The 26,963-nt window shown below is 70.2% G+C and carries 23 protein-coding genes; 3 read left to right on the top strand and 20 right to left on the bottom strand.

The window, feature by feature from the left end; all coding sequences use genetic code 11:
* Positions 1-2: 2 nt before the first annotated feature.
* The 12 genes from efp to ACFYZZ_RS31525 all read right to left on the bottom strand — a co-directional run bounded on the left by efp (position 3) and on the right by ACFYZZ_RS31525 (position 12,547).
* Complete coding sequence (gene efp, locus ACFYZZ_RS31580; RefSeq protein ID WP_030048852.1) at positions 3-569, bottom strand: elongation factor P; 567 nt, start codon at positions 567-569, stop codon at positions 3-5.
* Positions 570-625: 56 nt separating this feature from the next.
* Positions 626-1,732, bottom strand: coding sequence for an aminopeptidase P family protein (locus tag ACFYZZ_RS31575; RefSeq protein ID WP_389183120.1), 1,107 nt, complete (start codon positions 1,730-1,732; stop codon positions 626-628).
* Positions 1,733-1,909: 177 nt separating this feature from the next.
* Positions 1,910-2,773, bottom strand: a complete 864-nt coding sequence (locus tag ACFYZZ_RS31570) for a Pro-rich N-terminal domain-containing protein (RefSeq protein ID WP_389183118.1) — start codon at positions 2,771-2,773, stop codon at positions 1,910-1,912.
* Positions 2,774-2,954: 181 nt separating this feature from the next.
* Positions 2,955-4,046, bottom strand: a complete 1,092-nt coding sequence (gene aroB, locus ACFYZZ_RS31565; protein WP_389183116.1) for a 3-dehydroquinate synthase — start codon at positions 4,044-4,046, stop codon at positions 2,955-2,957.
* Positions 4,043-4,525 carry a shikimate kinase gene (locus tag ACFYZZ_RS31560; protein WP_389183498.1) on the bottom strand — a complete coding sequence of 161 codons (483 nt, stop codon included), beginning with the start codon at positions 4,523-4,525 and terminating at the stop codon, positions 4,043-4,045. The genes aroB and ACFYZZ_RS31560 overlap by 4 nt, the downstream gene beginning before the upstream one ends.
* Positions 4,526-4,557: 32 nt before the next feature.
* Positions 4,558-5,742, bottom strand: coding sequence for a chorismate synthase (gene aroC / locus ACFYZZ_RS31555; protein WP_389183114.1), 1,185 nt, complete (start codon positions 5,740-5,742; stop codon positions 4,558-4,560).
* A 177-nt stretch (positions 5,743-5,919) separates the two neighbouring features.
* A complete protein-coding gene (locus ACFYZZ_RS31550; protein WP_389183112.1) occupies positions 5,920-6,759 on the bottom strand; it encodes a shikimate dehydrogenase in 840 nt (279 codons plus the stop codon).
* Positions 6,740-8,452 carry an endolytic transglycosylase MltG gene (gene mltG / locus ACFYZZ_RS31545; RefSeq protein WP_389183109.1) on the bottom strand — a complete coding sequence of 571 codons (1,713 nt, stop codon included), beginning with the start codon at positions 8,450-8,452 and terminating at the stop codon, positions 6,740-6,742. Before mltG ends, ACFYZZ_RS31550 begins: the two co-directional genes overlap by 20 nt.
* Positions 8,453-8,574: 122 nt before the next feature.
* Positions 8,575-9,039 (bottom strand): Holliday junction resolvase RuvX, encoded by a 465-nt coding sequence (ruvX, locus tag ACFYZZ_RS31540; RefSeq protein WP_389183106.1) that lies wholly within the window; start codon positions 9,037-9,039, stop codon positions 8,575-8,577.
* Positions 9,040-9,064: 25 nt separating this feature from the next.
* Positions 9,065-11,737 carry an alanine--tRNA ligase gene (alaS, locus tag ACFYZZ_RS31535; protein ID WP_389183103.1) on the bottom strand — a complete coding sequence of 891 codons (2,673 nt, stop codon included), beginning with the start codon at positions 11,735-11,737 and terminating at the stop codon, positions 9,065-9,067.
* Positions 11,737-12,090 carry a hypothetical protein gene (locus ACFYZZ_RS31530; protein WP_389183100.1) on the bottom strand — a complete coding sequence of 118 codons (354 nt, stop codon included), beginning with the start codon at positions 12,088-12,090 and terminating at the stop codon, positions 11,737-11,739. Before ACFYZZ_RS31530 ends, alaS begins: the two co-directional genes overlap by 1 nt.
* 7 nt (positions 12,091-12,097) lie before the next feature.
* The gene (locus ACFYZZ_RS31525) at positions 12,098-12,547 is read right to left on the bottom strand and encodes a DUF948 domain-containing protein (RefSeq protein WP_381664847.1); all 450 of its coding nucleotides are present in this window, start codon (positions 12,545-12,547) and stop codon (positions 12,098-12,100) included.
* 156 nt (positions 12,548-12,703) lie between these two features.
* Between ACFYZZ_RS31525 and ACFYZZ_RS31520 the strand changes: the two genes are divergently transcribed.
* Complete coding sequence (locus ACFYZZ_RS31520) at positions 12,704-14,878, top strand: ATP-binding protein (RefSeq protein ID WP_389183097.1); 2,175 nt, start codon at positions 12,704-12,706, stop codon at positions 14,876-14,878.
* A 21-nt stretch (positions 14,879-14,899) separates the two neighbouring features.
* Here the strand turns inward: ACFYZZ_RS31520 and rpsD are convergent, their stop codons facing one another.
* From rpsD to ACFYZZ_RS31495, 5 genes are all read right to left on the bottom strand, one after another.
* Positions 14,900-15,514 (bottom strand): 30S ribosomal protein S4, encoded by a 615-nt coding sequence (rpsD, locus tag ACFYZZ_RS31515; RefSeq protein WP_386574864.1) that lies wholly within the window; start codon positions 15,512-15,514, stop codon positions 14,900-14,902.
* Between the two features lie 304 nt (positions 15,515-15,818).
* On the bottom strand, positions 15,819-17,174 hold the full coding sequence (locus ACFYZZ_RS31510; RefSeq protein ID WP_389183093.1) for a replication-associated recombination protein A: 1,356 nt from the start codon (positions 17,172-17,174) through the stop codon (positions 15,819-15,821).
* A gap of 44 nt (positions 17,175-17,218) precedes the next feature.
* The gene (locus ACFYZZ_RS31505) at positions 17,219-17,875 is read right to left on the bottom strand and encodes a vitamin K epoxide reductase family protein (protein ID WP_389183090.1); all 657 of its coding nucleotides are present in this window, start codon (positions 17,873-17,875) and stop codon (positions 17,219-17,221) included.
* 205 nt (positions 17,876-18,080) lie between these two features.
* A complete protein-coding gene (gene hisS, locus ACFYZZ_RS31500) occupies positions 18,081-19,343 on the bottom strand; it encodes a histidine--tRNA ligase (RefSeq protein WP_389183087.1) in 1,263 nt (420 codons plus the stop codon).
* Between the two features lie 13 nt (positions 19,344-19,356).
* A complete protein-coding gene (locus tag ACFYZZ_RS31495) occupies positions 19,357-20,064 on the bottom strand; it encodes an MBL fold metallo-hydrolase (protein WP_389183084.1) in 708 nt (235 codons plus the stop codon).
* 179 nt (positions 20,065-20,243) lie between these two features.
* On the opposite strand from ACFYZZ_RS31495, the gene ACFYZZ_RS31490 reads away from it, so the two are divergent.
* Both ACFYZZ_RS31490 and ACFYZZ_RS31485 read left to right on the top strand, forming a co-directional pair.
* On the top strand, positions 20,244-21,068 hold the full coding sequence (locus ACFYZZ_RS31490) for a peptidylprolyl isomerase (RefSeq protein WP_389183082.1): 825 nt from the start codon (positions 20,244-20,246) through the stop codon (positions 21,066-21,068).
* Between the two features lie 154 nt (positions 21,069-21,222).
* Positions 21,223-22,452, top strand: a complete 1,230-nt coding sequence (locus tag ACFYZZ_RS31485; RefSeq protein WP_389183079.1) for a DUF349 domain-containing protein — start codon at positions 21,223-21,225, stop codon at positions 22,450-22,452.
* A gap of 88 nt (positions 22,453-22,540) precedes the next feature.
* Here ACFYZZ_RS31485 and ACFYZZ_RS31480 read toward each other — a convergent pair whose 3' ends face one another.
* The 3 genes from ACFYZZ_RS31480 to secF form a co-directional block, all read right to left on the bottom strand.
* Positions 22,541-25,054, bottom strand: a complete 2,514-nt coding sequence (locus tag ACFYZZ_RS31480; RefSeq protein ID WP_389183076.1) for a RelA/SpoT family protein — start codon at positions 25,052-25,054, stop codon at positions 22,541-22,543.
* Between the two features lie 261 nt (positions 25,055-25,315).
* A complete protein-coding gene (locus ACFYZZ_RS31475; protein ID WP_389183073.1) occupies positions 25,316-25,855 on the bottom strand; it encodes an adenine phosphoribosyltransferase in 540 nt (179 codons plus the stop codon).
* Positions 25,852-26,961 carry a protein translocase subunit SecF gene (gene secF, locus ACFYZZ_RS31470; protein ID WP_389183071.1) on the bottom strand — a complete coding sequence of 370 codons (1,110 nt, stop codon included), beginning with the start codon at positions 26,959-26,961 and terminating at the stop codon, positions 25,852-25,854. Before secF ends, ACFYZZ_RS31475 begins: the two co-directional genes overlap by 4 nt.
* Positions 26,962-26,963 lie beyond the last annotated feature (2 nt).

Here is a 26,963-nt window from a genome sequence, read left to right as displayed (position 1 = left end):
GGTTAGCTGTTCACCCGGCCGAGGTAGTCGCTCGTACGGGTGTCGACCTTGATCTTCTCACCGGTGGTGATGAAGAGCGGGACCTGGATCTGGTGGCCGGTCTCCAGGGTGGCGGGCTTGGTGCCACCGGTGGAGCGGTCGCCCTGGACGCCCGGCTCGGTCTCCTGGATGACGAGCTCCACGGCGGCCGGAAGCTCGACGAAGAGCACCTCGCCCTCGTGCTGCGCGACGGTGGCGGTGAAGCCCTCGATGAGGAAGTTGGCGGCGTCGCCGACGGCCTTGCGGTCGACCATCAGCTGGTCGTAGGTCTCCATGTCCATGAAGACGAAGTAGTCGCCGTCCATGTACGAGAACTGCATGTCGCGCTTGTCGACAGTGGCCGTCTCGACCTTGACGCCGGCGTTGAAGGTCTTGTCGACGACCTTGCCGGAGAGCACGTTCTTGAGCTTGGTGCGCACGAAGGCCGGGCCCTTGCCGGGCTTGACGTGCTGGAACTCGACGACGGACCAGAGCTGGCCGCCTTCGAGCTTGAGCACCATGCCGTTCTTGAGGTCGTTCGTGGAAGCCACGGTTGCGGAATCTCCTGGACTGACGTACGACCCCGGGGCACGCGCACAGCGCGAGGCTAGAGCGCGAGCAGCTCCTTGGTCGTGATGGTGAGTAGCTCGGGTCCGCCGTCCGCCTCAGGGCGTACGACGAGCGTGTCATCGATCCGGACGCCGCCCCGGCCCGGGAGGTGGACCCCCGGTTCGACGGTGACCGGCACGCAAGCGTCCAGTTTACCCATGGCCGCAGGGGCCAGCTGCGGGTCCTCGTCGATTTCGAGTCCGACGCCGTGTCCCGTCAGCGGTGGTAGAGCCTCAGCATAGCCCGCGGAGCCCAGCACCTGGCGTGCCGCACGGTCGACGTCACGGTAGGCGGCGCCCGGTGCCAGGGACTCGCGTCCGGCCCGCTGGGCTGCGAAAACCAGGTCGTACAGCTCGATCTGCCAGTCGGCGGGCGAGGTGCCGATGACGAAGGTACGGCCGATCTCGCAGCGGTAGCCGCGGTAGGTGGCGCCCAGACAGACGGAGAGGAAGTCGCCCTCCTCCACGCGGCGGTCGGTGGGCCGGTGGCCGCGGCGGCCGGAGTTCGGGCCGGTGGCCACCGAGGTGGCGAACGCGGGCCCGTCGGCGCCGTGGTCGACCAGGCGCCGCTCCAGCTCCAGCGCCAGGTGCCGTTCCGTGCGGCCGACCAGGATGGACTCCAGCAGCTCGCCGAGGGCCTGGTCGGCGATCTCGGCGCCGATGCGGAGGCAGGAGATCTCCTCCTCGTCCTTGACGACCCTGAGCTGCTCGACGGCTCCGCCGAGGTCGGCGAGGCGCAGCTCGGCGGCGACGGAGGACAGGGCCCGGTGGCGGGCGACGGTGAGGTGGTGTTCCTCCACCGCGAGGGATTCGGCCCCCTGTGCTGCGGCCAGGCCGGCTGCCGTGACCGCGCAGTCGCCGCCCGGCGAGGGCAGGACATGCACGGTCAGGGCCTCGTCGGGACGGCCCTCGGTCGGCCGGTCGTCCAGCGGGCCGGCGCAGACCAGCAGGTCCTCGCCCTTGCCCAGCAGCAGCACGGAGCCCTGCGGCGCTGCACCGGCGAGATAGCGCACGTTGGCAGGGCGCGAGATGAGCGCTGCTGCGGTGCCGGCCGCGTTGCAGCGGTCCCTGAGCTGGGCTCTGCGGGTCGCGTACACCTCTGACATGAGATGAGCGTATGAGTTTTGGCCGGGTTGTGCTGGTTTGTGGGGGCCGAGTGGGGTTTGCCGGGGGTGGCTCGGTCGTGTGCCAGGTGCGGGTGGGTGGGGGTTGCTCGCGCCCACGCGGCGGAGCCGCATATCGATACAGCCCCGCGCCCCTTGAGTGGGACCAGTCGCCCCTGTTCACCAGCTAGGCGGGCTTGCGATGGCTCGGGCCAGGACGTCGTCCAGGACCCGGGCCGTCCCCGGAACGTCCAGCTGGGAGTTGTCGATGATCGGCAGGCCCGAGCCGTACCAGCCGGCCATGCGGCCGTGGATGCGGGCCACCTCCTCGTCGGTGAGGCGGCGGTTGCCGGTGCGTTCGGCGTTGCGTTCCAGGACGATGTCGAGGCCCGGGAGGAGGACGACCGGGAGCAGGCCGGGGCCGACATGCCGTTTCCAGCCACCGAGGCCCACGACGGGGCGGTCCGGGAAGACGGCGTCGTCGAGGATGCAGGAGATGCCGTTGGCCAGGAAGTTCCGGGCGGCGAAGCCGCAGGTGCGGCGGGCCAGGCGGTACTGGGCCTCGGAATTGTCGTTCCACCCGGACTGCGGGTTCGCGTAGCCCGCGCGGACCCATTCGCGTACGTCGTCCAGGCTGATGTGGGCGGTGGGCACCCGGCGGTGGTCCGCCCAGTACTTGGCCACGCTCGTCTTGCCCGCGCCCGCGGGGCCGATCAGCAGGACCGCGAGGGTGGTGGCCGTCGGGTCCGGGACGGCGACCGCGGCCAGAGGCGCGGTGGGCACACCGACCGGGCCGCCGGGCGGCAGCGGTACGTGACCGGTCGTGTCGGGCGGCAGGACGGGGGCGTGCTGCGGAGGCGCGGGCGGCATGGGGGCGGACGGGGGTACGGATCCCGGTCCGGCTCCGGGGTAGCCGGGTGGCGGAGGGGGCACGGGTGCGGGACCCTGTGGGACTCCCGGGTGGTGTGCGGCCGACGCCCAGCCGGCGTGCGGTCCCTGCCCCGGCTGGTGGGGCGGCAGCGGAGACCCCACTGCGTGCTGCATCCGTTGCCACTCCGTCTCGTACACACATTTGGCGCTGGCAGGCGGGTACGGAGCCCGCTCCCTACCGAACGGTACCGCCCCCGGCCGTCGTTTGGTGAAACGACCGGGGGCGGTCCGAAGTGCCCGGCTCGGAAAGGGAATCGGGCGGAAGGGAACAGCAGAGGACGTACTGGACCGCTTCCTACTGGCCCACTTCTCCGTAGGCGGCGAGGAGGACGGCCGGGTCCGGGCCCTCCATGACGGTGGGCTTCGCCAACCCGTCCAGGACGATGAAGCGCAGCAGGTCACCGCGGGACTTCTTGTCGACCTTCATCGCCTCCAGCAGCTTGGGCCACTGGTCGTAGCGGTAGTGCAGCGGCAGGCCGACCGACTCGAGGACGGTGCGGTGGCGGTCCGCCGTCGCGTCGTCCAACCGGCCCGCCAGACGGCCCAGTTCGGCGGCGAAGTGCATGCCGACCGCGACCGCCGCGCCGTGCCGCCACTTGTACCGCTCGTTCTTCTCGATCGCGTGGCCGAGCGTATGGCCGTAGTTCAGGATCTCCCGGAGCCCGGACTCCTTCAGGTCCGAGGAGACGACGTCCGCCTTGACCCGGATCGAGCGCTCGATCAGCTCGGCCGTGTGCGGGCCGACCGGCGTGCGGGCGGCCTCGGGGTCGGCCTCGATGAGGTCGAGGATCACCGGGTCGGCAATGAAGCCGGCCTTGATGATCTCCGCGAGCCCGGAAACGTAGTCGTTGACCGGCAGGGAGTCCAGCGCGGCCAGATCGCACAGGACACCGGCCGGCGGGTGGAACGCGCCGACCAGGTTCTTGCCCTCGGCGGTGTTGATGCCGGTCTTGCCGCCGACCGCCGCGTCCACCATGGCCAGCACGGTGGTCGGGACGGCGATCCAGCGCACCCCGCGCAGCCAGGTCGCGGCCACGAACCCGGCGAGGTCCGTGGTGGCACCGCCGCCCACGCCGACGATGACGTCGGTGCGGGTGAAGCCGGACTGGCCCAGCGCCTTCCAGCAGTAGGCGGCGACCTCGGCGGTCTTGGCCTCCTCCGCATTGGGCACCTGGATGGCGACGGCCTCGTAGCCCTGCCCGGCCAGGTCGCCGCGCAGTGCGTCGCCGGTCTCGGCGAGCGCCTCGGGGTGGATCACCGCGACACGCTTGGCCTTGGGGCCGATCAACCCGGCCAGCTCGCCCAGGAGTTGCCGGCCGACCAGCACCTCGTACGGGTCGGTGCCCGCGGTGCCGGCGACCTGGATCCGGGTGACTGCCTCGCTCATGCTTCTTTCAACTCCAGTGCGTCCAGCGCTGCTTGGGTGACCTCTTCGGGGGTGCGGCCGTCGGTCGGCACGACGGCGGTGGCGACCTCCTCGTACAGGTGACGGCGGGCCTCCATCAGCTCGCGCCACTGCTTGCGCGGGTTGACCGCGAGCAGCGGGCGGGCCACGTTCAGGCCGGTGCGCTTGACCGCCTCCTCCACGTCCATGGAGAGGTAGACCACCCGGTGCCCGGCGAGCAGCGCTCGGGTGTCCGCGTCGAGGATCGCCCCGCCGCCGAGCGCGAGGACGCCCTGGTGCTCGGCGAGCGCGGTGTGCACCGTGCGCTTCTCGATCGCGCGGAAGGCCGGCTCGCCGTCGTCCACGAAGATCTCGGCGATGGTCCGGCCCTCGGCGGCGACGATGTCGTCGTCGGTGTCGCGGTAGACGACCCCGAGCCGCTCGGCCAGCAGCTGCCCGACGGTGGACTTGCCCACGCCCATCGGGCCGACCAGTACGACCGCAGGCACGGCGGTCACCGGATGGCGAGGTTGTCGAGGTACGACTGCACGTTCCGCCGCGTCTCGGGGACGGAGTCGCCGCCGAACTTCTCCGCGACGGCGTCGGCCAGGACGAGCGCCACCATGGCCTCGGCGACGATGCCGGCGGCCGGGACCGCGCACACGTCGGAGCGCTGGTGGTGGGCCTGGGCGGCCTCACCGGTGGAGACGTCGACGGTCTGCAGGGCCCGGGGCACGGTCGCGATCGGCTTCATGGCGGCGCGCACGCGCAGCAGCTCACCGGTGCTCAGGCCGCCCTCGGTGCCGCCGGAGCGCCCGCTGGACCGCTTGATGCCCTCGGGGGTGCTGAGGATCTCGTCGTGCGCCTTGGAGCCGGGCACCCGGGCCAGCTCGAAGCCGTCGCCGACCTCGACGCCCTTGATCGCCTGGATGCCCATGAGGGCGGCGGCGAGCCGGGCGTCCAGCCGGCGGTCCCAGTGCACGTGCGAACCCAGGCCGACCGGGACGCCGTAGGCGAGCACCTCGACCACGCCGCCGAGCGTGTCGCCGTCCTTGTGGGCCTGGTCGATCTCCGCGACCATCGCCTTCGACGCGTCGGCGTCCAGGCAGCGCACCGGGTCGGCGTCCAGCTTCTCGACGTCGGCCGGGGTCGGGTAGACGCCGTACGGGGCCTTGGCGGCAGCCAGCTCGACGACGTGCGAGACGATCTCGATGCCGGCCGTCTCCTTCAGGTAGGAGCGGGCGACGGCACCGAGCGCCACGCGCGCGGCGGTCTCGCGGGCGGAGGCGCGCTCCAGGATCGGACGGGCCTCGTCGAAGCCGTACTTCTGCATGCCGGCGAGGTCGGCGTGGCCGGGCCGGGGGCGGGTCAGCGGCGCGTTGCGGGCGAGGCCGTCGAGGATCTCGGGGTCGACCGGGTCGGCCGCCATGACCTGCTCCCACTTGGGCCACTCGGTGTTGCCCACCATGACCGCGATCGGGGAGCCGAGGGTGAGGCCGTGCCGGACGCCACCGAGGAAGGTGACCTCGTCACGCTCGAACTTCATCCGCGCACCGCGGCCATAGCCGAGCCGCCGCCGCGCCAGGTGGTCGGCCACCATCTCCGTGGTGATCGGCACGCCGGCGGGAAGCCCCTCCAGCGTCGCGACAAGTGCGGGACCGTGGGACTCCCCCGCGGTCAGCCAACGCAGCCTGCTCAACGGTGCTCCTCAGTGTTCGCGCCCGGTACTGCCCTGCGTACGCACGTCCTCGCGTACGGCGACGGCGCCACCGGGTGCGCGACCCCGGTCCGCCACCTCCGATCCTCCCACGTCCGGGGGCGGTATCCGGCCGCTGGTCCAGCAGGCGGGACGCGGCGCCGGAACGGAGGCGGCCGATCAGCGTGCGGCCAGCGCCTTCTCCCCCGCGTGCCGCATGGCCTCCAGGGGGGCCGGGGAGCGGCCGGTCATCTGCTCGACCTGGAGAACGGCCTGGTGGACCAGCAGGTCGAGGCCGCTGACGACGGCGCCGCCGAACATGGACCAGCGGGCCGCGAGGTCGGTGGGCCAGGGGTCGTAGAGCACGTCGAAGAGGGTGGCGGGGCGCTCCGGTACGGCGCTGGCGAGGGCGTCGGTGGTGCCGGCCGGGGTGGTGGCGATCACCAGGGGCGCCTTCAGGGCCTCCCGTGCGTCCGCCCAGTCCGCCGTACGGACGTCCACGTCGAGCCGTTCGCCCCACTGACGCATCTCGGCGGCGCGGGCCTCGCTGCGGACGTAGGCGACGACCTCGCCGGTGCAGATCCGGGCGAGCGCGGCCAGCGCCGAGGAAGCGGTGGCGCCGGCGCCGAGGATCGCCGCGGAGTCGACCTCTTCGATGCCGTGCTCGCGCAGGGCGGCCACCATGCCCGGGATGTCCGTGTTGTCGCCGATGCGGCGGCCGTCCTCGGTGAAGACCACGGTGTTGACGGCGTCGACCGACGCGGCCGTCTCGCTGATCTCGTCCAGCAGCGGGATGACCGCCCGCTTCAGCGGCATGGTCAGTGACAGCCCCGCCCACTCCGGCCCGAGCTTCTCGATGAAGTCGGGCAGCGTGGCCTCGTCGATCTCGAAGCGGCCGTACGACCAGTCGGTGAGCCCGAGTGCCTCGTAGGCCGCCCGGTGCAGCACCGGGGAGAGGGAGTGGGCGATCGGCGATCCGAGCACGGCAGCCCGGCGGGCGTCAGTTGCCCGAGGAGGCATTGAATTTTTCCTTGAGCTGCTGGAATTCTGCGTAGGTCTTGGCGAATTCGGTGTTTGTCGTGCCGTCGGTCGCCACGAAATAGAGCCACCCGTCGTCCGTCGGATTCAGCGCCGCCTTCATCGCGTCCTCACCGGGGTTGCCGATCGGACCGGGCGTGAGGCCCTTATGGGTGTAGGTGTTGTACGGGCTCCGGTTGCTGTTGATCTCCTTCTCGGAGATGTGGATGTTGCTCGTGCCCTTGAGGTAGTTGTACGTCGAGTCGAACTGGAGCAGCTGGTTGGTCTCGGTGTTCGTGGGCTTCAGACGGTTGTAGATCACTTCCGCCATCTTGCGGAAGTCGTCGTGCGTCTTGCCCTCGGCCTGGACCAGGCTCATGACCGTGACGAGCTGGAACGCGTTGTTCAGGCCCAGCTCCTTCGCCTTCGACGGCAGGTCGTAGGCGGCGTACCTCTCCTTGGCCTGGGTGACCATCTGCTTCAGGATCGCGTCGGGCTTCATGCCCTTCGCGGCCGCATAGGTACCCGGGAACAGGAAGCCCTCCAGCGGGTCCTGGATCTCGCTGCTGCTCTGCGCCCAGCTCGGCAGACCGAACTTCTTGTACCCCTGCTTGGCGATCTTCCGGGTGGTGCCGGTGGACAGCTGGAGCTTCTTGTCGATCGACGCGTAGACACCCGCGTTGCGCTCGCCGGGCGTGACGATCACATTGTTCTGGCTCTTCGGGTCGAGCATCAGCTGCACGGCGCTGGCGGCGGACATGTGCTTCTCCAGCGTGTAGACGCCTTCCTGGAGCCCCTTGCCCTTGGGGTTCGCCTGCAGCGCGGAGACGAAGGCGTCCGCGCTCTCGACGACGCCCGCCTCCCTCAGCTTCGCACCGATCTCCCAGCCGCCGGCGCCCTTCGGGATGGTGACCGTGACCTGTTCGCCGTTGCCGCTGCCCGCGTAGTCCGGGGCTGGGCCGAAACGATTTTGGTAGTACTTGTAACCGAAGTAGCCGACCGTGCCGAGGCCGCCGCCGAAGACCAGGACGACCACCATGCAGGCGCAGCCGGTGCGCCGCTTCTTGCTCTTGACGGGTTTCTTGCCGCGCCGTTCGCCACGGCCGGACCGGCTGTCCGCCTCGTCGTCGACGTCGTCGTCATCGCCGCCTCCGGCGAAGAACGCTTGCTCGCCCTGGTCCTCGCCCGGGTCCCAGCCGGTCTCGGGGTCCGGTTCCGGTTTCGCATCGGGACGCCTGCGGCTGGGCGGCACCGGCGGCGGGTAGGCGTCCTCGGTGCCGTAGAAGTCGGGGGCCTGCCCGCCGTAGGCCGCGGACTGCTGGCCGTACGGGTCGCCGGGGTCGGGCGTGTAGGGCACCTGGCCGTGCGTGCCGGACGCGCCCCAGCTGCCCTGCTGCTGGTACTGCTGCGGGGTCTGCACCGCGTACTGCTGGTCCTGACCGGCGTACTGCTGGCCGTACTGCTGCTGGCCCTGCTGGTTGTAGTACTGGTACTGCTGCTGGTCGTACCCGGACTGGGACTGCTGACCCTGGTTCCAGTCGCTGTGCTGCGGCTGCGGGTGCTGCTGCTGTGGCTGGCCGCCGTAGGGGGACTGCCGGCCCACGTGGGCCTGCTGTCCTCCCCATCCGCCGTCCCCGTACAACGGGTCCTCCGGATGCCACGGTTCGGAGCCAGGGCCCCGGCCATACTCAGTCATCGATCCCCTAGAGCCGCGAGGCCGACGGTCGCATGGCCGGTGGACCGGCTTCCGTTCCGCCTCTTGCTGTGCGGCGGCTGTTCGAACACCGCCGCATCGCGCGGAACGTTACCGTATCGCGATCAGATGACCACTTCGACGCCCTCGCCGGGTGCTTTACCTGACACCCGTTCGGATTCCAGAGCCTGCTGCAGGATGATGACGGCTGCTGCCTGGTCGATAACGGCCCGGCCCTTCTTGGATTTCACCCCCGAGGCACGCAGTCCCTGACTGGCCGTCACGGTCGTCATCCGCTCGTCCACCAGCCGGACCGGAACGGGCTGGATGCCCTTGGCGAGTTCCTGGGCGAAGGCCCGTACCTTCTGTGCGGCCGGGCCCTCGCCCCCCTTGAGGGAGCGAGGGAGTCCGACGACGACCTCGATCGGTTCGTACTCCTCCACCAGTTGACGCAACCGGCGGTGGGCGGCGGGGATGTCCCGCCCGGGGACGGTCTCGACCGGTGTGGCGAGGATCCCATCGGGGTCGCACGAGGCGACCCCGATCCGGGCGTCCCCGACGTCGATCGAGAGTCGGCGTCCTCTGCGCATTTCCGACCGTTTCCTTACTTCACTGTCACTTGGCGGTCTCGGTGACGAGCCGTTCGACGGCCTCCACGGCCTCGCCGACGGCGGCCGGGTTCTGGCCGCCGCCCTGGGCGACGTCCGGCTTGCCGCCGCCACCGCCGCCGAGCGTCTTGGCGGCGGTACGGACCAGGTCACCGGCCTTGAGGCCGCGCTCGCGGGCGGCCTCGTTGGTGGCGATGACGGTCAGCGGCTTGCCGTTGTTGACCGTGAACAGGGCGACCACGGCGGCCCGGCCGCCCTGGATGCGGCCGCGCACGTCGAGGACCAGCTTGCGCAGGTCGTCCGGGGTCGTACCGTCCGGCACCTGGCCGGTGACGACGGCCACACCGCGCACGTCCTTGGCGGACTCGGCGAGACCCGCGGCAGCCTGCAGCACCTTCTCGGCGCGGAACTTCTCGATCTCCTTCTCGGCGTCCTTCAGCTTGCCGAGCATCGCGGAGACCTTCTCCGGCAGTTCCTCCGAGCGGCCCTTGAGCAGCTCGGTCAGCTGGTTGACGACCGTGTGCTCACGGGCCAGGAAGTTGTAGGCGTCGACGCCGACGAGGGCTTCGATACGACGGACACCCGAGCCGATCGACGACTCGCCGAGCAGCTTCACCAGGCCCAGCTGGGCGGTGTTGTGCACGTGCGTGCCGCCGCACAGCTCCTTGGAGAAGTCGCCGATGGTCACGACGCGGACGCGCTCGCCGTACTTCTCGCCGAACTCGGCGATGGCGCCCTGCTTCCTGGCCTCGTCGATGCCCATGACCTCGGCGTGCACGTCGAGGTCGCGGGCGAGCACCTCGTTGATCTTCTGCTCGACGTCGGTCATCACGGCCGTCGGAACGGCGGACGGGGAGCCGAAGTCGAAGCGGAAGCGGCCGGGCTGGTTCTCGGAACCGGCCTGGGCGGCCGTCGGGCCGAGGGCGTCGCGCAGGGCCTGGTGGGTCAGGTGGGTGGCCGAGTGGGCGCGGGCGATGGCCTTGCGGCGAAGGGTGTTGATCGAGGCGTGGGCCTTGGCGCCGACGGTGACCTCGCCGACCTGGACGACACCCTTGTGGACGTACACGCCCGGGACCGGCTTCTGGCAGTCGCGGATCTCGATCACGGCACCGGAGTCGACCTTGATCCGGCCGGTGTCGCCGATCTGGCCGCCGCCCTCGGCGTAGAACGGGGTGCGGTCGAGGACGACCTCGACCTCGTCGCCCTCGGTGGCGGCCGGGGAGGAGACACCGTCGACCAGGAGGCCGACGATCGTCGACTCGCCCTCGGTGTCGCTGTAGCCGATGAAGTCGGTCTCGCCGGCGGAGTCGGCGATCTCGCGGTAGGCGCCCATGTCGGCGTGGCCGGTCTTCTTGGCCTGGGCGTCGGCCTTGGCGCGCTCCCGCTGCTCCTTCATCAGGCGGCGGAAGCCGTCCTCGTCCACGGACAGCCCCTGCTCGGCGGCCATCTCGAGGGTGAGGTCGATCGGGAAGCCCCAGGTGTCGTGGAGCAGGAACGCCTTGTCGCCGGGCAGGATCGTGGAGCCGGCCTGCTTGGTCTCGGTGACGGCGGTGTCGAGGATGTTGGTGCCGGCCTTCAGCGTCTTCAGGAAGGCGTTCTCCTCGGCGAGGGCGACCTTCTCGATGCGCTCGCGGTCGGTGACCAGCTCCGGGTACTGCTGGCCCATCATGCCGATGACGACCTCGATCAGGTCCTTGACGACCGGACCGGTGGCGCCCAGCAGACGCATGTTGCGGATGGCGCGGCGCATGATGCGGCGCAGGACGTAGCCGCGGCCCTCGTTGCCGGGGGTGACGCCGTCGCCGATGAGCATCGTGGCCGTGCGCATGTGGTCGGTGACCACGCGCAGGGACACGTCCGAGCCGTGGGCGTCGCCGTAGCGCACCCCGGTCAGCTCGGTGGCCTTGTCGATGACGGCCATGGAGGTGTCGATCTCGTACATGTTCTGCACGCCCTGCAGAATCATGGCGAGGCGCTCCAGGCCGAGGCCCGTGTCGATGTTCTTGCTCGGCAGGTCCCCGAGGATCTCGAAGTTGTCCTTGCCGATGCCCTCGCCCCGCTCGTACTGCATGAAGACGAGGTTCCAGATCTCCACGTACCGCTCGTCGTTGACGGCGGGGCCGCCCTCGACGCCGAACTCGGGGCCGCGGTCGTAGTTGATCTCCGAGCAGGGTCCGCAGGGGCCGGGGACACCCATGGACCAGAAGTTGTCCTTCATGCCCAGGCGCTGGATGCGCTCCTTGGGCACGCCGACGACCTCGTGCCAGATCTGCTCGGCCTCGTCGTCGTCCTGGTAGACGGTGATCCACAGGCGCTCGGGGTCGAGGCCGTAACCGCCCTTGTCCTGGGCGCTGGTGAGCAGCTCCCAGGCGAGCTTGATGGCGCCTTCCTTGAAGTAGTCGCCGAAGGAGAAGTTGCCGCACATCTGGAAGAACGTGCCGTGGCGCGTGGTCTTGCCGACCTCTTCGATGTCGGGCGTGCGCACGCACTTCTGCACGCTGGTGGCGCGCGGGAACGGCGGCTTGACCTCACCCAGGAAGTAGGGCTTGAAGGGCACCATGCCGGCGGGGACGAGGAGCAGAGTCGGGTCGTCCGCGATGAGCGACGCCGAAGGGACGACGGTGTGCCCGCGCTCCTCGAAGAAGCTCAGCCAGCGGCGGCGAATCTCGGCCGACTCCATCAGTGGTCCTCATTCCGGTTGTACGAGTACATCGGGGCTTCGATGTACTTCGGGTTGCTGCGGTTGTCGCTGTTCTCGATGGCGGTGTACCGCCGAGGTGCGGGGAGTTCGGGGTTCTCCTGGATACCCAGCGCCTCCCCCAGCTCGGCCTCCCGCTGCGCCATGTTGTCGCGGACGTCGAGCGCGAAGCCGACCGCGCGGTCCTTCAGGCGCTGACCGGTCTCCAGGGCCTTGTTGGCCGCGGTCGCGGCGAGGCTCTCGGGGGTCAGCTGCTTCAGCTTGCGGTTGACCTTGGTGGTGGCCCACACACCGGCGGCGACACCCGTGGTGAACCAGAACGTACGGCGGAACATCGCTCGGTCAGTCCTTCTTTCCCCGGTTGCTCCGCTTGCGTGCCGCCGGGACCGTACGGCCCACGATCACGGTACGCCTGGGCTCCTTGGCGGGCACGTTCTCCTTGCGGCCGCCGATTGCCCGGCGCACGCCGTAGCCGAAGGCCGCGACCTTGACCAGCGGGCCGCCGAAGGTGGAGGCGACGGTGGTCGAGAGCGCGGAGGCGTTCGACGTGACCTCCTGGACGTCGGAGGCGATCGCGTCGACCCGGTCGATCTGGGTCTGCGCGGAGCGCACCGCGGCGGAGGCGTCGGCGAGCAGCGGGACGGCCTGGTCGGTCACGTCCGCCACGAGCTTGGTGGTCGCCTTGAGCGTCTGGGCCAGCCTCGCCAGTGCGACGGCGAGGAAGGAGACCAGGATCGCCCAGAAGACGGCCACGAGAATCCCGGCCACCTCTCCACCGGACACTGTGCGCACCCGCTCCCTGAAACGTGCCTGATGAACATCGAAAAAGTCGTGCACCGAGCCTATCGCGCCACAGGTGGGGCTCCGTACCGGATTACGGTCGGCGGATGGCGGAGTTGCGGGAAGCGATTGTACGGAATGAACACGGTTCAGTACGCTCCGTGTCCCATGCGAGGTCCTCAGCGCCCCGGCCCCTGCACGGACGGCGATCTGCCCCTTGAACTCACCGCTTTCGTCGGGCGCTCGGCCGAACTCGCCGAGCTGGCCGAGGCGATGGAGGCGGCCCGGCTGGTGACGGTGACCGGGGTCGGTGGCGTGGGCAAGTCCCGGCTGGCCGCACGGGCGGCGGCCCGGTCGGCGCCGCGAGCGGAGCCGCGAGCCTGGGCGAGGGTCGAACTGGCGCCGGTTCGGGATCCGCAGTTCGTGGAGTACGCGGTCGTAGAGGCGCTGGGGCTGGCCGACCACACCACCCGGTCGCCCCGGGAGACCCTGCTCGGCCGTCTCGCCGGCCGCCGGTTCCTGCTGGTGCTGGACGGGTTCGAGCATCTGGTGGCGGCCTGCGCCGACCTGGCGTCCGAGCTGCTGCGCAAGCTGCCGGAGCTGCGGGTGCTGGCCGTGGGACGGCGTCCGCTGGGGCTGACCGGCGAGCGGCTGTTCCCGCTGGCCCCGCTGGCCGAGGACGAGGCGGTCGAGCTGTTCACGGACCGGGCCCGGCAGCACGGGCCGGTGTCGGGCGACTGCCCGGTGGTGCGGGAGCTGTGCCGCCGGCTGGAGGGGATCCCGCTGGCTCTGGAACTGGCCGCGGGGCGGCTGCGGGCGCTGTCCCCGGCGCAGCTCCTGGAGCGGCTGGACGACCGGTTCCGGCTGCTGACCGGCGGCGGCCGGGACGCTCTCCCCCGCCATCAGACGCTGCGCACGGCGATCGGCTGGAGCCATGAGCTGTGCACCCCGGCCGAGCGGCTGCTGTGGGCGCGGCTCTCGGTGTTCGCGCAGTCCTTCGACCTGGAGGCGGCCGAGTACGTGTGCAGCGGGGACGGGCTGGACGCCGAGAACGTCCTGGACCTGCTGGCGGAGCTGCTCGCGCAGTCGGTCCTCTCCCGCGAGGAGACCCCGACGGGCCCCCGCTACCGGATGCTGGACACGGTCCGGGCCTACGGCGCCGACTGGCTGGAGGCGACGGGGGACGCGGTACGGCTGCGGCGGCGGCACCGTGACTGGTACCTGGGCCTGGCGACCTGGTGCGAGCTGGAGTGGTTCTCGCCCCGGCAGCGCGAGGTGGCCGCGCGGGTCGAGGTCGAGCTGCAGAACCTGCGCACCGCCCTGGAGTTCTGCCTGACCGAACCGGACGAGGCGCATCTGGGGCAGTACCTGGCGGGCTCGCTGTGGTTCTGCTGGGCGGGCTGCGGGCGGCTGTCGGAGGGGCGGCGCTGGCTCGAGCGCAGCGTGGAGCTGGAGTCGGAGTACGAGCAGTCCCGGCTGAAGGCGCTGTGGGTGCTCGGCTATGTGGCGATCCTGCAGGGCGACACCGTGCCGGCGCTGGCCGCGCTGCGGGAGTGCCGGGTGCAGGCGGAGCGGGTCGCGGACCTGACGGCGGTGGCGTACGCGGAGCACCGCACCGGCTGTCTGGCCCTGGTCACGGATGACATGGCGCGCGCAGAAACGCTGCTGCGCTCGGCCCTCGACCGCTACCAGGAGATCGGCGAGCTGAACAGCAACGTCCTGATGGCCCAGGTGGAGCTGGCGATGGCGCGGGCGTTCCAGGGGGACCTGGCGGACGCGGTGCGGCTGTGCGAGGACGTGCGCCGGGTGTGCGAGGACCACGGCGAGCGCTGGGCCAGGTCGTACGCGCTGTACGTGCTGGCCTACGCGGCCTGGCGGGACGGGGATCCGGCCGGCGCGCGGGAGCTGCTCGCAGACTGCCTGGACAACGCGCACGCCTTCCACGATCTGCTGGGCTCGGTGCTGTCCCTGGAACTGCTCGCCCTGGTGACGGCGGCCCAGGGCGACCCGGCCGAGGCGGCGGTCCTGCAGGGCGCCGCGGGCCGGATGTGGCCGTCGGTGGGGCTGCCGCTGTTCGGCTCCGCCTACTACAACGCCCCGCACGAGCTGTGCGAGGCGACGGCCCGGCAGGCGCTCGGCGCCGAGCGGTACGCGGAGTGCGTGCGCGAGGGAGCACGCCTGGACGGGGACGCGGCCGTGGCCCGGGCGCTGGGGGGCGGCGGTGTACGGCCGCTGGAGGCCCTGCCGACCCCGCGCGGACCGGTGTCGCATGCCCTCGGGGACGCCGGGAAACGCAAACCCGCCGCCTCGCCCACCCAGAAGGGCGGGGAGACGGCGGGCTGAGGTGCTACGCCGGGGCTGGGATCAGCGGGCGTAGTACTCGACGACGAGCTGCTCGTCGCAGATCACCGGGATCTCCTTGCGGTTCGGCTCACGGTCCAGGCGGAACGCCAGGGCCTTGAGGTTCACCTGCAGGTAGCGCGGGGTCTCACCGTCGGGGGCGAAGCCACCCTCACGGGCGATCTGGAAGAGCGTCTTGTCCTTGGAGCGGTCGCGGACCTGCACGACGTCGTCCGGACGGACACGGAAGGACGGCTTGTCGACCTTCTGGCCGTTGACCTGGATGTGGCCGTGGACGACCATCTGGCGGGCCTGGTAGATCGTGCGGGCGATGCCCGAACGCAGGACCAGCGCGTCGAGACGGCGCTCCAGCTCGACGATCAGGGCCTCACCGGTCTTGCCCTGAACCTTGGACGCACGGTCGTAGGCGCGGACCAGCTGGCGCTCGGAGATGTCGTACTGAGCGCGCAGGCGCTGCTTCTCGAGCAGACGGACCTTGTAGTCCGAGTTCTGCTTGCGGCCGCGGCCGTGCTCGCCCGGCGGGTAGGGGCGGGCCTCGAAGTACTTTACGGCCTTCGGGGTCAGCGCGATGCCGAGGGCACGCGACTTCTTGACCTTGGGGCGGGACTGGTTCGCCACTGTCTTTTGTCTCTTTCCTAGTTTTCGGCTTGTCAGCGTTGAGGGAGGTCGCATCCGCAGCCGGGGAAACCCGCCGGGTCCGTATCGGACCTGCCGGGCAGCCGCTCCCCTGGTCTGGGCACATACGTGCAGCACGCGAGTGGCCCACCGACCTCTCCCGGGATCCGGGTGGTGGTGGGCTGCCCGCGACACCGTTCGACGGTGCGCGACGCTCCTGGAGTCAGTCCCGAGGGACTGGGTCTCCGGCCGGGTGTCCCGCTCTGACTGCGCGGGACTCAGCACTTCGAGCGATTCTACAGGGCGCTCAGGAACGCTTGCGACCGAGGTGCTTGCGGGTCCATTCGACGGCGTCCGCGTACCGTGCCTCGGCTCCGTGCCGGGTCGGTGTGTAGTACTCGCGGTCCTTGAGGGCGTCCGGGGCGTACTGCTGCGGGGCGATGCCCTCGGGCAGGTCGTGCGGGTACACGTACCCCTGCGCGTGGCCGAGCTTGGCCGCGCCCTTGTAGTGCCCGTCCCGCAGGTGCGGCGGGACGGCTCCGGCCAGGCCCCCCCGTACGTCCTCCATGGCGGCGCCGATCGCGGTGGTCGCGGCGTTGGACTTGGGGGCGAGCGCGAGGGCGATGGTGGCGTGGCTGAGGGTGAGGGCGGCCTCGGGGAAGCCGATCATGGCGACGGCCTGGGCGGCGGCGACCGCGATGGGCAGAGCGTGGGGGTCAGCCAGGCCGATGTCCTCGCTGGCGGAGATCATCAGGCGGCGGGCGATGAAGCGGGGGTCCTCACCGGCCTCGATCATGCGGGCCAGGTAGTGCAGGGCGGCGTCGACGTCGGAGCCGCGGATCGACTTGATGAGGGCGCTGGCGACGTCGTAGTGCTGGTCGCCGTCGCGGTCGTACTTCACCGCGGCCCGGTCGACGGTCTGCTCCAGGGTCTGGAGGCTGATCTCCGTCTCGCCCTGGTCGAGGGCGGCCCCGGCCGCGGCCTCCAGGGCGGTCAGGGCGCGCCGGGCGTCACCGCCGGCGATGCGCAGGAGGTGGTCCTCGGTGTCCTCCGGGAGCGAGACGGCCGCCTTGAGGCCGCGCTCGTCGGTCAGCGCCCGCTTGAGGAGTCCGCGGATGTCGTCGTCGGTGAGGGGTTCGAGGGTGAGGAGGAGGGAGCGGGACAGCAGCGGGGAGATGACCGAGAAGTACGGGTTCTCCGTGGTCGCGGCGATCAGGGTCACCCAGCGGTTCTCGACGGCGGGGAGCAGGGAGTCCTGCTGGGCCTTGCTGAAGCGGTGGATCTCGTCGAGGAAGAGGACGGTCTCCTTGCCGAAGCCGCCGGTGGCGCGGCGGGCTCCGTCGATGACCGCGCGGACCTCCTTGACGCCCGCGGTGATCGCCGACAGCTCCACGAACCGCTTGTTGGTGGCCTTGGAGACGACGTAGGCGAGGGTCGTCTTGCCGATGCCGGGCGGGCCCCAGAGGATCACCGAGGACGGTCCGGCCGGGCCGCCGTTGCCCTCGCCTACCAGTCTGCGCAGCGGGGATCCCGGCTTGAGCAGGTGCTGCTGGCCCACCACCTCGTCGAGGGTGCGCGGGCGCATGCGGACCGCCAGGGGGCTGCCGGCCGGGTCCTTCTCCTGGCGTTCCTCTGCTGCGGCGGTGAACAGGTCGGCTTCCACGTGGGAAACCCTATGTCACTGCACTGACAATCCGGTCCGGGCCGTCAGCTGGTCCAGAAGTCCCACCAGCGGGTCAGGATCAGCATGCCGATGATGCCGATGTGCAGGACCGGCAGCACCCAGGTGAACTCGCCGAAGAAGCCCTTGAGCCAGCGCGGGGCGGTCAGGAAGTCGTTGCGGATGTTGAAGGAGGTCACGTACCAGAACATGATGATCGTCGCGACCCAGGCGAGCGAGCACCACAGGCACAGCGCGTTGATCCGGTACAGCGACTGGAACATCAGCCAGGCGCAGAAGCTCACGCCGAAGAGGGTGCCGGCGTTGAAGGTCAGCCAGTACCAGCGCGGGAAGCGGGCGCGGGCCAGCAGGCTCATGCCGACGCAGATGACGATGCCGTAACAGACCAGGCCGAGCATCGGGTTGGGGAAGCCGAAGGCGGCGGCCTGCTTGCTCTCCATGACGCTGCCGCAGGAGACGACCGGGTTGAGGCTGCACCCGGGGGTGAACGTCTTGCCCTCGACCTTGGCTTCCAGCAGCTTGAACTTGTCGATCGTGATGACCCAGGCGGCGAGCAGTCCGGCGGCACCGGTGATCACCAGCAGCAGGGCGAAGGCGCGGCTGCCGCCCACCGCGCGGGGTGCGTCGACGGCACGCTCGGGCCCGGGCTCCGTGGAGACGTCTTTGACTGTCGTCTTGCTCATCACGCCGATTCCGTCACTTGAGAGTTGGACCATCTTCGGGCACCGGACATTGTGCCGCACACACCTGGGTGCGCACCGTTCGCTCCGCATAAGCATGTACGTATGACCGGCGCCGTCCGTTCGGTTCCGGACAGCGCCCGTGCCCGACGACGACAAAGGCGCCGGACGCCCCCAGGGAGCATCCGGCGCCCATGCGCGCGTGCGGTCAACCCAGCCGCGACCGCAGCTCGGCCACGATGTCGTTCACGCCGACCGCCGTCTGCTCGCCGGACTCCATGTCCTTGAGCTGGACGACGCCCTCGGCGAGGTCGCGCTCGCCGGCGACGATCGCGTAGCGGGCCCCGCTGCGGTTGGCGTTCTTCATGGCGCCCTTCAGGCCCTTGCCGCCGTAGGAGAAGTCCGCGGCGACACCGGCCTTGCGCAGCTCGGTGACCTTCGCGAACAGGACCCGGCGGGCCTCCTCGCCGAGCGGCACCGCGTAGACGCTGGTCGAGGACGGGATGTCCAGCTCGACACCCTCGGCCTCCAGGGCGAGGACCGTGCGGTCGACGCCGAGGGCCCAGCCGACGGACGGCAGCGCGGGGCCGCCGATCATCTCGGACAGGCCGTCGTAGCGGCCGCCGCCGCCCACCGCGGACTGGGAGCCCAGACCGTCGTGCACGAACTCGAAGGTGGTGCGGGTGTAGTAGTCCAGGCCGCGGACCAGCTTCGGGTCGTCCTCGTAGGACACGCCCGCCGCGGAGATCAGCTCGCGGACCTCCTCGTGGTACGCCTTGCACGCGTCGCACAGGTAGTCACGCAGAAGCGGGGCGCCGCCGAGCTGCTTCTGGACCGACTCCCGCTTGTCGTCGAGCACGCGCAGCGGGTTGATCTCGGTGCGGCGCTGCGTGTCCTCGTCGAGGTCCAGGCCGCGCAGGAAGTCCTGCAGCGCGGCCCGGTAGACCGGACGGCACTCCTTGTCGCCCAGGCTGTTCAGCAGGATGCGGAAGTTGCTGAGGCCCAGGGAGCGGTACGCCTGGTCGGCGAGGATGATCAGCTCGGCGTCCAGCGCCGGGTCCTCGGCGCCGATCGCCTCGGCGCCGACCTGGGAGAAGTGCCTGTAACGGCCCTTCTGGGGGCGCTCGTAGCGGTAGTACGAGCCGGAGTACCAGAGCTTGACCGGGAGGTTGCCCGCCTTGTGCAGGTTGGCCTCCAGGGCCGCGCGCAGGACGGACGCCGTGCCCTCCGGACGCAGGGCCAGCTTGTCGCCGCCCTTGGTCTCGAAGGCGTACATCTCCTTGGTGACGATGTCGGTGGACTCACCCACACCGCGTGCGAAGAGTTCGACGCTCTCGAAGCCGGGAGTCTCGATGTAGCCGTAGCCGGAGTTGCGCAGCGGGGCCGCGATCGCCTCGCGGACCGCCAGGTACTTGGCGGAGTCCGGCGGAATCAGGTCGTACGTGCCCTTGGGGGCCTGAAAGGTGCTCACGGAAGCTCTCTCGTCACATTCCTCGTCGGGGAGCCTGGAAGGCTCCCTGGCCGGCCGCCACCTGCCGCAGGTAGGGGTTGGTGGCGCGCTCCTGGCCGATGGTCGTCTGGGGGCCGTGACCGGACAGCACCACGGTGGAGTCGTCGAGCGGCAGGCACACGCGGCCCAGCGACTCGAGCATGTCCTCCATGGATCCGCCCGGCAGATCGGTACGTCCGATGGAGCCGGCGAACAGCAGATCCCCGGAGAAGAACACCGACGGGATGTCGGCGGTCTCGGGCATCCGGAAGGTCACCGACCCCCTGGTATGGCCCGGTGCGTGCGCGACGGAGAACTCCAGCCCGGCAAGCTCCAGCTCGGCGCCGTCGGTCAGCTCCTTGACGTCGTCCGGCTCCCCCACGGTCAGCTCGCCCATCAGCGGCATGCCGATGGACCGGCCGAGCGCCTTCTCGGGGTCGCTCATCATGTACCGGTCCTCGGGGTGGATCCAGGCCGGTACGTCGTGCGCGCCGCACACGGGGACGACCGAGGCCACATGATCGATGTGGCCGTGGGTGAGGACGACGGCGACGGGCTTGAGCCGATGCTTCTTCAGCGCTTCCTCGACGCCCTGGGCGGCCTGGTGGCCCGGGTCGATGATCACGCACTCCTCACCGGCGGCGGGGGCGACGAGATAACAGTTCGTCCCCCAGGCCCCGGCGGGGAACCCGGCAATGAGCACGATCGTCCTTCGTTGTGTCGATACGGGAGGGCTTACGGGCGGGCGGCCCGTGGTCCAGAGCCTACCGGCGCTGCCGTTTCCTCAGCGAACCCATATACGGTACGGGGCTACACGCAGCTGTCGGCTCACAGGTCGCACGCGTACCGGTCGACACACGACACGCATGAGGAGAGAACCCGGTGGTCAGCCAGGAGCAGCGGCGGCGTCAGCTCGCCCGGGAGAAGTTCTTGCGGCAGCAGCAGCGGCGCACCAGCGCGCGGCGCAAGGCGAATATGCGCAACTCCGTGATCGCGTCCGTGCTGGGCGTGGTCGTGATCGGCAGTGTCGCGCTGTACACGACCGGTGTGCTCAAGAACGACGACGACAAGAAAACCAACGCGAGCGCCGACGTCACCCCGAGCGCCGCGCCGACCAGCAAGGCGCCGGACCCCTGCGCGAAGCCGGCCGCGGGCTCCATCGAGAAGGAGACCTGGAAGAAGGAGCCGGCGATGTCGATCGACACGTCGGCGAAGTACACGATGAAGCTCGCGACGACGTGCGGTGACATCAACATCGCGCTGAAGACGTCGGCCGCGCCGCACACCGTGAACTCGTTCGACTTCCTGGCGGGCAAGGGCTTCTTCGACCACACCAAGTGCCACCGCCTGACCACGAACGGCATCTACGTGCTGCAGTGCGGCGATCCGACGGGCGTCGGCAGCGGCGGCCCGGGCTACACGATCCCGGACGAGAACCTGAAGGACGCGAGCCTGAAGGGCAACAAGTACCCGGCGGGCACGGTGGCGATGGCCAACACCGGCCAGAAGCACACCGGAGGCAGCCAGTTCTTCCTCGTCTACAAGGACAGCCCGCTGCCGCCCAGCTACACACCGTTCGGCACCATCGACGCGGCGGGCCTGAAGGTGCTGGACAAGATCGCGGCCGCGGGCGAGAACACGGGTGCCGGTGACGGCGCCCCGAACGCTACGGTCGTGATCAACAAGGCGACGGTCACCAAGTCCTGACGCCGAACCGGCGCTCAACACGGCCAACTGCGGAATTTCGGTCGCGCTGGATGCGGACAGGCAACCCGCTGGTCGCCTATGTTGGCCGTGACGAAACTGTGGACGATGCCCGGGGGCGCCGAGGCCCCCGCGGGCATCATGTGGAGGAGGCGCTGTGAGCAGCGACCCGTGGGGCCGCGTCGACGAGACGGGGACCGTGTACGTGCGTACGGCCGACGGCGAGCAGGTCGTCGGTTCCTGGGCGGCCGGCTCCCCTGAGGAGGCGCTTGCCTACTTCGAGCGCAAGTACGAGGGCCTGGTTGTCGAGATCGGCCTCCTCGAGAAGCGAGTGAAGACGACGGACCTGTCGGCGAAGGACGCCCAGACCGCGATCGACCACCTGCGCGAGCAGGTGGACGCGCACCACGCGGTGGGCGACCTGGAGGCGCTGAAGGCCCGTCTCGACAAGCTCGTGGCGACGGTCGAGGCGCGGCGCGAGGAGCGCAAGGTCCAGCGGGCCAAGCAGTCCGACGAGGCCCGCAAGGCCAAGGAGGACCTGGTCACCGAGGCCGAGCAGCTGGCGCAGTCCGACCAGTGGCGGGCCGCCGGTGAGCGCCTGCGGGCGCTGGTGGACACCTGGAAGGGGCTGCCGCGGCTGGACCGCAAGTCCGACGACGAGCTGTGGCACCGCTTCTCGCACGCCCGGTCGGCGTTCTCCAAGCGTCGCAAGGGCCACTTCGCGCAGCTGGACGCGCAGCGCGAGGAGGCGCGCAAGACCAAGGAGCGGCTGGTCGCCGAGGCCGAGTCGCTGTCCGCTTCGACGGACTGGGGTCCGACGGCGGCGCGCTACCGCGAGCTGATGGCGGAGTGGAAGGCCGCGGGCCGCGCCCAGCGCGAGCACGAGGACGACCTGTGGAACCGCTTCCGCGGCGCCCAGGACGTGTTCTTCGCCGCCCGCAGCTCGGTCTTCGCCGAGCGGGACGCCGAGCAGGCGGAGAACCTGAAGCTCAAGGAGGAGCTGGCCGAGGAGGCCGAGAAGATCCTCCCGGTCACGGACCTCAAGGCCGCCCGGGCCGCCTTCCGCTCGGTCAACGAGCGTTGGGAGGCCATCGGTCACGTCCCGCGGGACGCGCGGCCGAAGGTCGAGGGCCGGATGCACGCGGTCGAGCGGGCCATCCAGGAGGCCGAGGAGGCCGAGTGGCGCCGGACCAACCCGGAGGCACGCGCGCGTGCCGAGGGGCTGACCGGTCAGCTGCAGGCCGCCGTGGACAAGCTGAGGGCGCAGATCGAGCAGGCGCGCGCCCAGGGCAACAACTCCAAGGCCGACAAGCTGGAGCGTGAGCTGGAGGGCCGTCAGGCGCTCCTGGACCAGGCTCTGAAGGGCCTGCAGGAGTTCGGCGGCTGATCCCCCGCTGCGCACCGAGAAGGGCCCCGTACGTGGCGTACGGGGCCCTTCCTCGTGTGTGGGTGTCCTACGACCCCTCCTAGGACCCCTACGACCGGCTGCGCGCCGAGGTCACGCGGTAGACGTCGTACACGCCCTCCACGCCCCGTACGGCCTTCAGGACGTGGCCGAGGTGCTTCGGGTCGCCCATCTCGAAGGTGAAGCGGGAGGTGGCCACGCGGTCGCGGGAGGTCTGGACGGCCGCGGACAGGATGTTGACGTGCTGGTCGGACAGGACGCGGGTGACGTCCGACAGCAGGCGGGAGCGGTCCAGGGCCTCGACCTGGATGGCGACCAGGAAGACCGAGGACTGGGTGGGCGCCCACTCGACGTCGAGGATGCGCTCCGGCTCACGGGACAGTGACTCCACGTTGACGCAGTCGCTGCGGTGAACCGATACACCGCTGCCCCGGGTGACGAAGCCGATGATCGGGTCGCCGGGGACGGGCGTGCAGCAGCGGGCCAGCTTGACCCACACGTCGTCGACGCCCTTGACCACGACGCCGGGGTCGGCGCTGGAGCGGCGCTTGCGGCCGCGGGTGCGGGTCGGCGGGACGGCCTCGTCGATCTCCTCGGTGGCCGCCTCCTCGCCGCCGAGCGCCGAGACCAGCTTCTGCACGATGTTCTGTGCGGAGACGTGGCCCTCGCCGATGGCCGCGTACAGCGCGGAGATGTCGGAGTAGCGCATCTCGTGCGCGAGCGTGACGAGGGAGTCGCCGGTGAGGATGCGCTGGATCGGCAGGTTCTGCTTGCGCATGGCGCGGACGATGGCGTCCTTGCCCTGCTCGATCGCCTCGTCGCGGCGCTCCTTGGAGAACCAGGCCCGGATCTTGTTGCGGGCGCGCGGCGACTTGACGAACCCGAGCCAGTCGCGGGACGGACCCGCGCCGGGCGCCTTGGAGGTGAAGACCTCCACCAAGTCGCCGTTGTCCAGGGTGGATTCGAGCGGTACGAGTCTGCCGTTGACCCGCGCTCCTATGGTGCGGTGGCCGACCTCGGTGTGCACGGCGTACGCGAAGTCGACCGGGGTGGCGCCGGCCGGGAGCGCTATGACGTCGCCCTTGGGCGTGAAGACGAAGACCTCGTTGCGGGACAGGTCGAAGCGCAGGGACTCCAGGAACTCGCCGGGGTCCTCGGTCTCCTTCTGCCAGTCGAGCAACTGGCGCAGCCACGCCATGTCGTTGAGGTGGTCGTCCTTGCCCTTGCCCGCCTTGGGCACGTCGGTGCGGACCTTGGAGGCGCCGGCGACGGCCTCCTGCTTGTACTTCCAGTGCGCGGCGATGCCGTACTCGGCGCGGCGGTGCATGTCGAAGGTGCGGATCTGCAGTTCGACGGGCTTGCCGTTGGGTCCGATGACCGTCGTGTGCAGCGACTGGTACATGTTGAACTTGGGCATCGCGATGTAGTCCTTGAACCGGCCGGGGACCGGGTTCCATCGCGCGTGCACGGTGCCGAGGGCGGCGTAGCAGTCCCTGACCGTGTCGACCAGGACACGGATGCCCACCAGGTCGTAGATCTCCGCGAAGTCGCGGCCGCGGACGATCATCTTCTGGTAGACGCTGTAGTAGTGCTTCGGGCGTCCGGTGACGGTCGCCTTGATGCGGGCGGCGCGCAGGTCGGCCTGGACCTCGTCGGTCACTATGGCCAGGTATTCGTCACGCTTCGGTGCCCTCTCGGCCACCAGCCGGACGATCTCGTCGTACATCTTGGGGTAGAGGATCGCGAACGCCAGGTCCTCCAGCTCCCACTTGATGGTGTTCATGCCCAGGCGGTGGGCGAGGGGCGCGTAGATCTCCAGCGTCTCGCGCGCCTTCTTCTCCTGCTTCTCGCGCTTGAGGTAGCGCATGGTGCGCATGTTGTGCAGGCGGTCGGCGAGCTTGATCACCAGGACCCGCGGGTCCTTGGCCATCGCCACGACCATCTTGCGCACGGTCTCGGCCTGTGCGGCCTCGCCGAACTTGACCTTGTCCAGCTTGGTGACGCCGTCCACCAGGAGGGCGACGACGTCGCCGAAGTCGCGGCGCAGGTCGTCCAGGCCGTACTCGGTGTCCTCGACGGTGTCGTGCAGCAGGCCCGCCATGAGGGTGGCCGGGTCCATGCCCAGCTCGGCGAGGATGGTGGTGACGGCGAGCGGATGCGTGATGTACGGGTCGCCGCTCTTGCGCTTCTGCCCCCGGTGCCAGCGCTCGGCGACCTGGTAGGCACGCTCGATCTGGCGGAGCGTCGCGTTCTCGATCTTCGGGTCGTTGCTGCGCACTATCCGCAGCAGCGGCTCCAGCACGGGGTTGTACGGGTTCGCGCGCTGGACACCGAGACGGGCGAGACGGGCGCGGACGCGGTTGGAGGAGCCGGTGCGGGCGGGCTGGTTGGGGGCCGGGCGTCCGGGCGGGGCCGGTTTGGGGCGGGCCACTTCGCCAGCCTTCTCCACGGGCGCCGACTGGGCGTGCTCGACCGCCCCGCGGGTGTCGTTCTTCGCGTGCGACACGTTCGGCGCGGGCTTGGCCGCGGGTGCCGAGGCGGGCTCGGGCTTGGCGGCGGTCAGTGGCTGGGCCTCGTCTGGCAAGAGGGCTCCTCGTGCGCGATCCGGGTCCCCCGGTCAGGCTCCGGAGACAACATGGTAGCGATCCTGCGCCCGGTCATCGCCTTCAGGCGGATGTGAGGACCGTCTACCCCCTGAAACACAAGGGACGGGCGCGGGATTCCGGGAGGTGGCTTCGAGGTGATTTCCCGGCATGCGGTGTGTGTCCCGCACCGGAACGGCGACGGCCGCCCCGGTGGTGCCGGAGCGGCCGTGGAGCACAGGTGCTCGGTTCCGTCAGACCTGTCAGATCTGGAGCAGCGCCTCCAGGGGTGCCCCGTTCAGCGCGGGCTCCAGACGGGCGCGACCGTCCAGGAAGCCCAGCTCCATGAGCACCGCGAGGCCGGAGACCTCGGCGCCCGCCCGGTGGATGAGCTGGATCGCGGCCTCGGCGGTGCCACCGGTCGCGAGGACGTCGTCCACGATCAGCACACGGTCGCCGGAGGACAGGTCCTCCGCGTGCACCTCGATCTCCGCGGAGCCGTACTCCAGGTCGTACGCCTGGCGCAGGGTCGCCCCGGGGAGCTTGCCCGCCTTGCGTACGGGGATGAAGCCGAGGCCCGCGCGGACCGCGACCGGGGCGCCCAGGATGAAGCCCCGGGCCTCCAGGCCGACGACCTTGGTCGCGCCGGTGTTGGCGGCGATCTCGGCCAGCGCGTCCGTGAGGGCCGTGAAGGCGGCCGGGTCCGCCAGGAGCGGCGTGATGTCCTTGAACATCACTCCCGGCTCCGGGTAGTCCGCCACGTCACGGATGCGGCTGAGCAGCAACTCCTTGATGTCGGTCATCGGCGCTTCCCGGAGGGCCGGCCGCGGCCCGACCTGCGGGACGACGGCTGGTTGCGCGGACCCACCACGGCGGGAGCGGCGTCCTCCGGCTCGTCACCGGCGGCGGACCGCGCGTCCGCGAAGCCCTCCTCGGCGGCGGCCTGGGCGCGCTTGGCCAGGACCCGCTTGCGGAGCGCCTTCATCGCCGGCTCGCTCTCCTTGAGGTCGGCGACGAGCGGCGTTGCGATGAAGATCGAGGAGTACGCACCGGCCGCGAGGCCGACGAACAGCGACAGCGAGATGTCGTTCAGCGTGCCGGCCCCGAGGAAGCCGCCACCGATGAACAGCAGGCCCGCCACCGGCAGCAGCGCGACCACGGTGGTGTTGATGGAGCGGACCAGCGTGCCGTTGATCGACCGGTTGGCGATGTCGCTGTACGTCCAGCGGGTCTGCTTGGTGATGTCCTTCGTCTGCTCCTTGAGGCTGTCGAAGACGACGACCGTGTCGTAGAGCGAGTAACCGAGGATCGTCAGCAGACCGATGACCGTACCGGGCGTGACCTCGAAGCCGACCAGGGCGTAGATACCGGTCGTGATGGTGATGTCGTGGATCAGCGCGATGAGGGCCGCGACGGCCATGCGCCACTCGAAGGCGATCGCCAGATAGATCACCACGAGCACCATGAAGATCGCCAGGCCCTCCCAGGCCTTGTTGGCGATCTGCTCACCCCAGCTGGGGCCGACCAGGTCGGCGTTCAGCTTCTCGGGGTTGAGGCTCAGGTCCTTGGCCAGCGTCTGCTTGATCTGGTCGGACTTGTCGGTGTCGATGCCCGCGATCTGGATGCGCAGGCTGCCGTTGCCGAGCTTCTGTACGACCGCTTCCTGGCCGGAGGCGGACTTCGCGTACTCCTCCGCCTGCGTGACCGACGTGCTCATGTGCGTCGGCGTGGTGAAGACCGCTCCGCCCTGGAACTCGATGCCCATGTTCAGGCCGCGCACCGCCAGGCCGAGGATGGCCGTGATGGTGATCAGGATGGAGATGCCGTACCAGATCTTGCGCTTGCCGATGAAGTCGTAGCTGATCTCGCCGCGGTGCAGTCGAGCGCCGAGGTTGCCGAGTTTCGACATGG

The organism is Streptomyces sp. NPDC001816 (genome assembly GCF_042892235.1).
Classification (GTDB): domain Bacteria; phylum Actinomycetota; class Actinomycetes; order Streptomycetales; family Streptomycetaceae; genus Streptomyces.
Note: the sequence above shows the minus strand (reverse complement) of the source record. Positions and strands in the feature narration are given on the sequence as shown.

Coding starts and splice junctions, on each gene's coding strand:
- ACFYZZ_RS31575 (WP_389183120.1), bottom strand. CDS start 1,732: ATGTCAGAGGTGTACGCGACCCGCAGAGCCCAGCTCAGGGACCGCTGC.
- mltG (WP_389183109.1), bottom strand. CDS start 8,452: ATGACTGAGTATGGCCGGGGCCCTGGCTCCGAACCGTGGCATCCGGAG.
- ACFYZZ_RS31505 (WP_389183090.1), bottom strand. CDS start 17,875: ATGAGCAAGACGACAGTCAAAGACGTCTCCACGGAGCCCGGGCCCGAG.
- ACFYZZ_RS31550 (WP_389183112.1), bottom strand. CDS start 6,759: ATGCCTCCTCGGGCAACTGACGCCCGCCGGGCTGCCGTGCTCGGATCG.
- ACFYZZ_RS31530 (WP_389183100.1), bottom strand. CDS start 12,090: ATGTTCCGCCGTACGTTCTGGTTCACCACGGGTGTCGCCGCCGGTGTG.
- ruvX (WP_389183106.1), bottom strand. CDS start 9,039: ATGCGCAGAGGACGCCGACTCTCGATCGACGTCGGGGACGCCCGGATC.
- ACFYZZ_RS31570 (WP_389183118.1), bottom strand. CDS start 2,773: ATGCAGCACGCAGTGGGGTCTCCGCTGCCGCCCCACCAGCCGGGGCAG.
- alaS (WP_389183103.1), bottom strand. CDS start 11,737: ATGGAGTCGGCCGAGATTCGCCGCCGCTGGCTGAGCTTCTTCGAGGAG.
- ACFYZZ_RS31475 (WP_389183073.1), bottom strand. CDS start 25,855: ATGACCGACATCAAGGAGTTGCTGCTCAGCCGCATCCGTGACGTGGCG.
- ACFYZZ_RS31560 (WP_389183498.1), bottom strand. CDS start 4,525: ATGGGCGTGGGCAAGTCCACCGTCGGGCAGCTGCTGGCCGAGCGGCTC.
- aroB (WP_389183116.1), bottom strand. CDS start 4,046: ATGAGCGAGGCAGTCACCCGGATCCAGGTCGCCGGCACCGCGGGCACC.
- secF (WP_389183071.1), bottom strand. CDS start 26,961: ATGTCGAAACTCGGCAACCTCGGCGCTCGACTGCACCGCGGCGAGATC.
- ACFYZZ_RS31520 (WP_389183097.1), top strand. CDS start 12,704: ATGCGAGGTCCTCAGCGCCCCGGCCCCTGCACGGACGGCGATCTGCCC.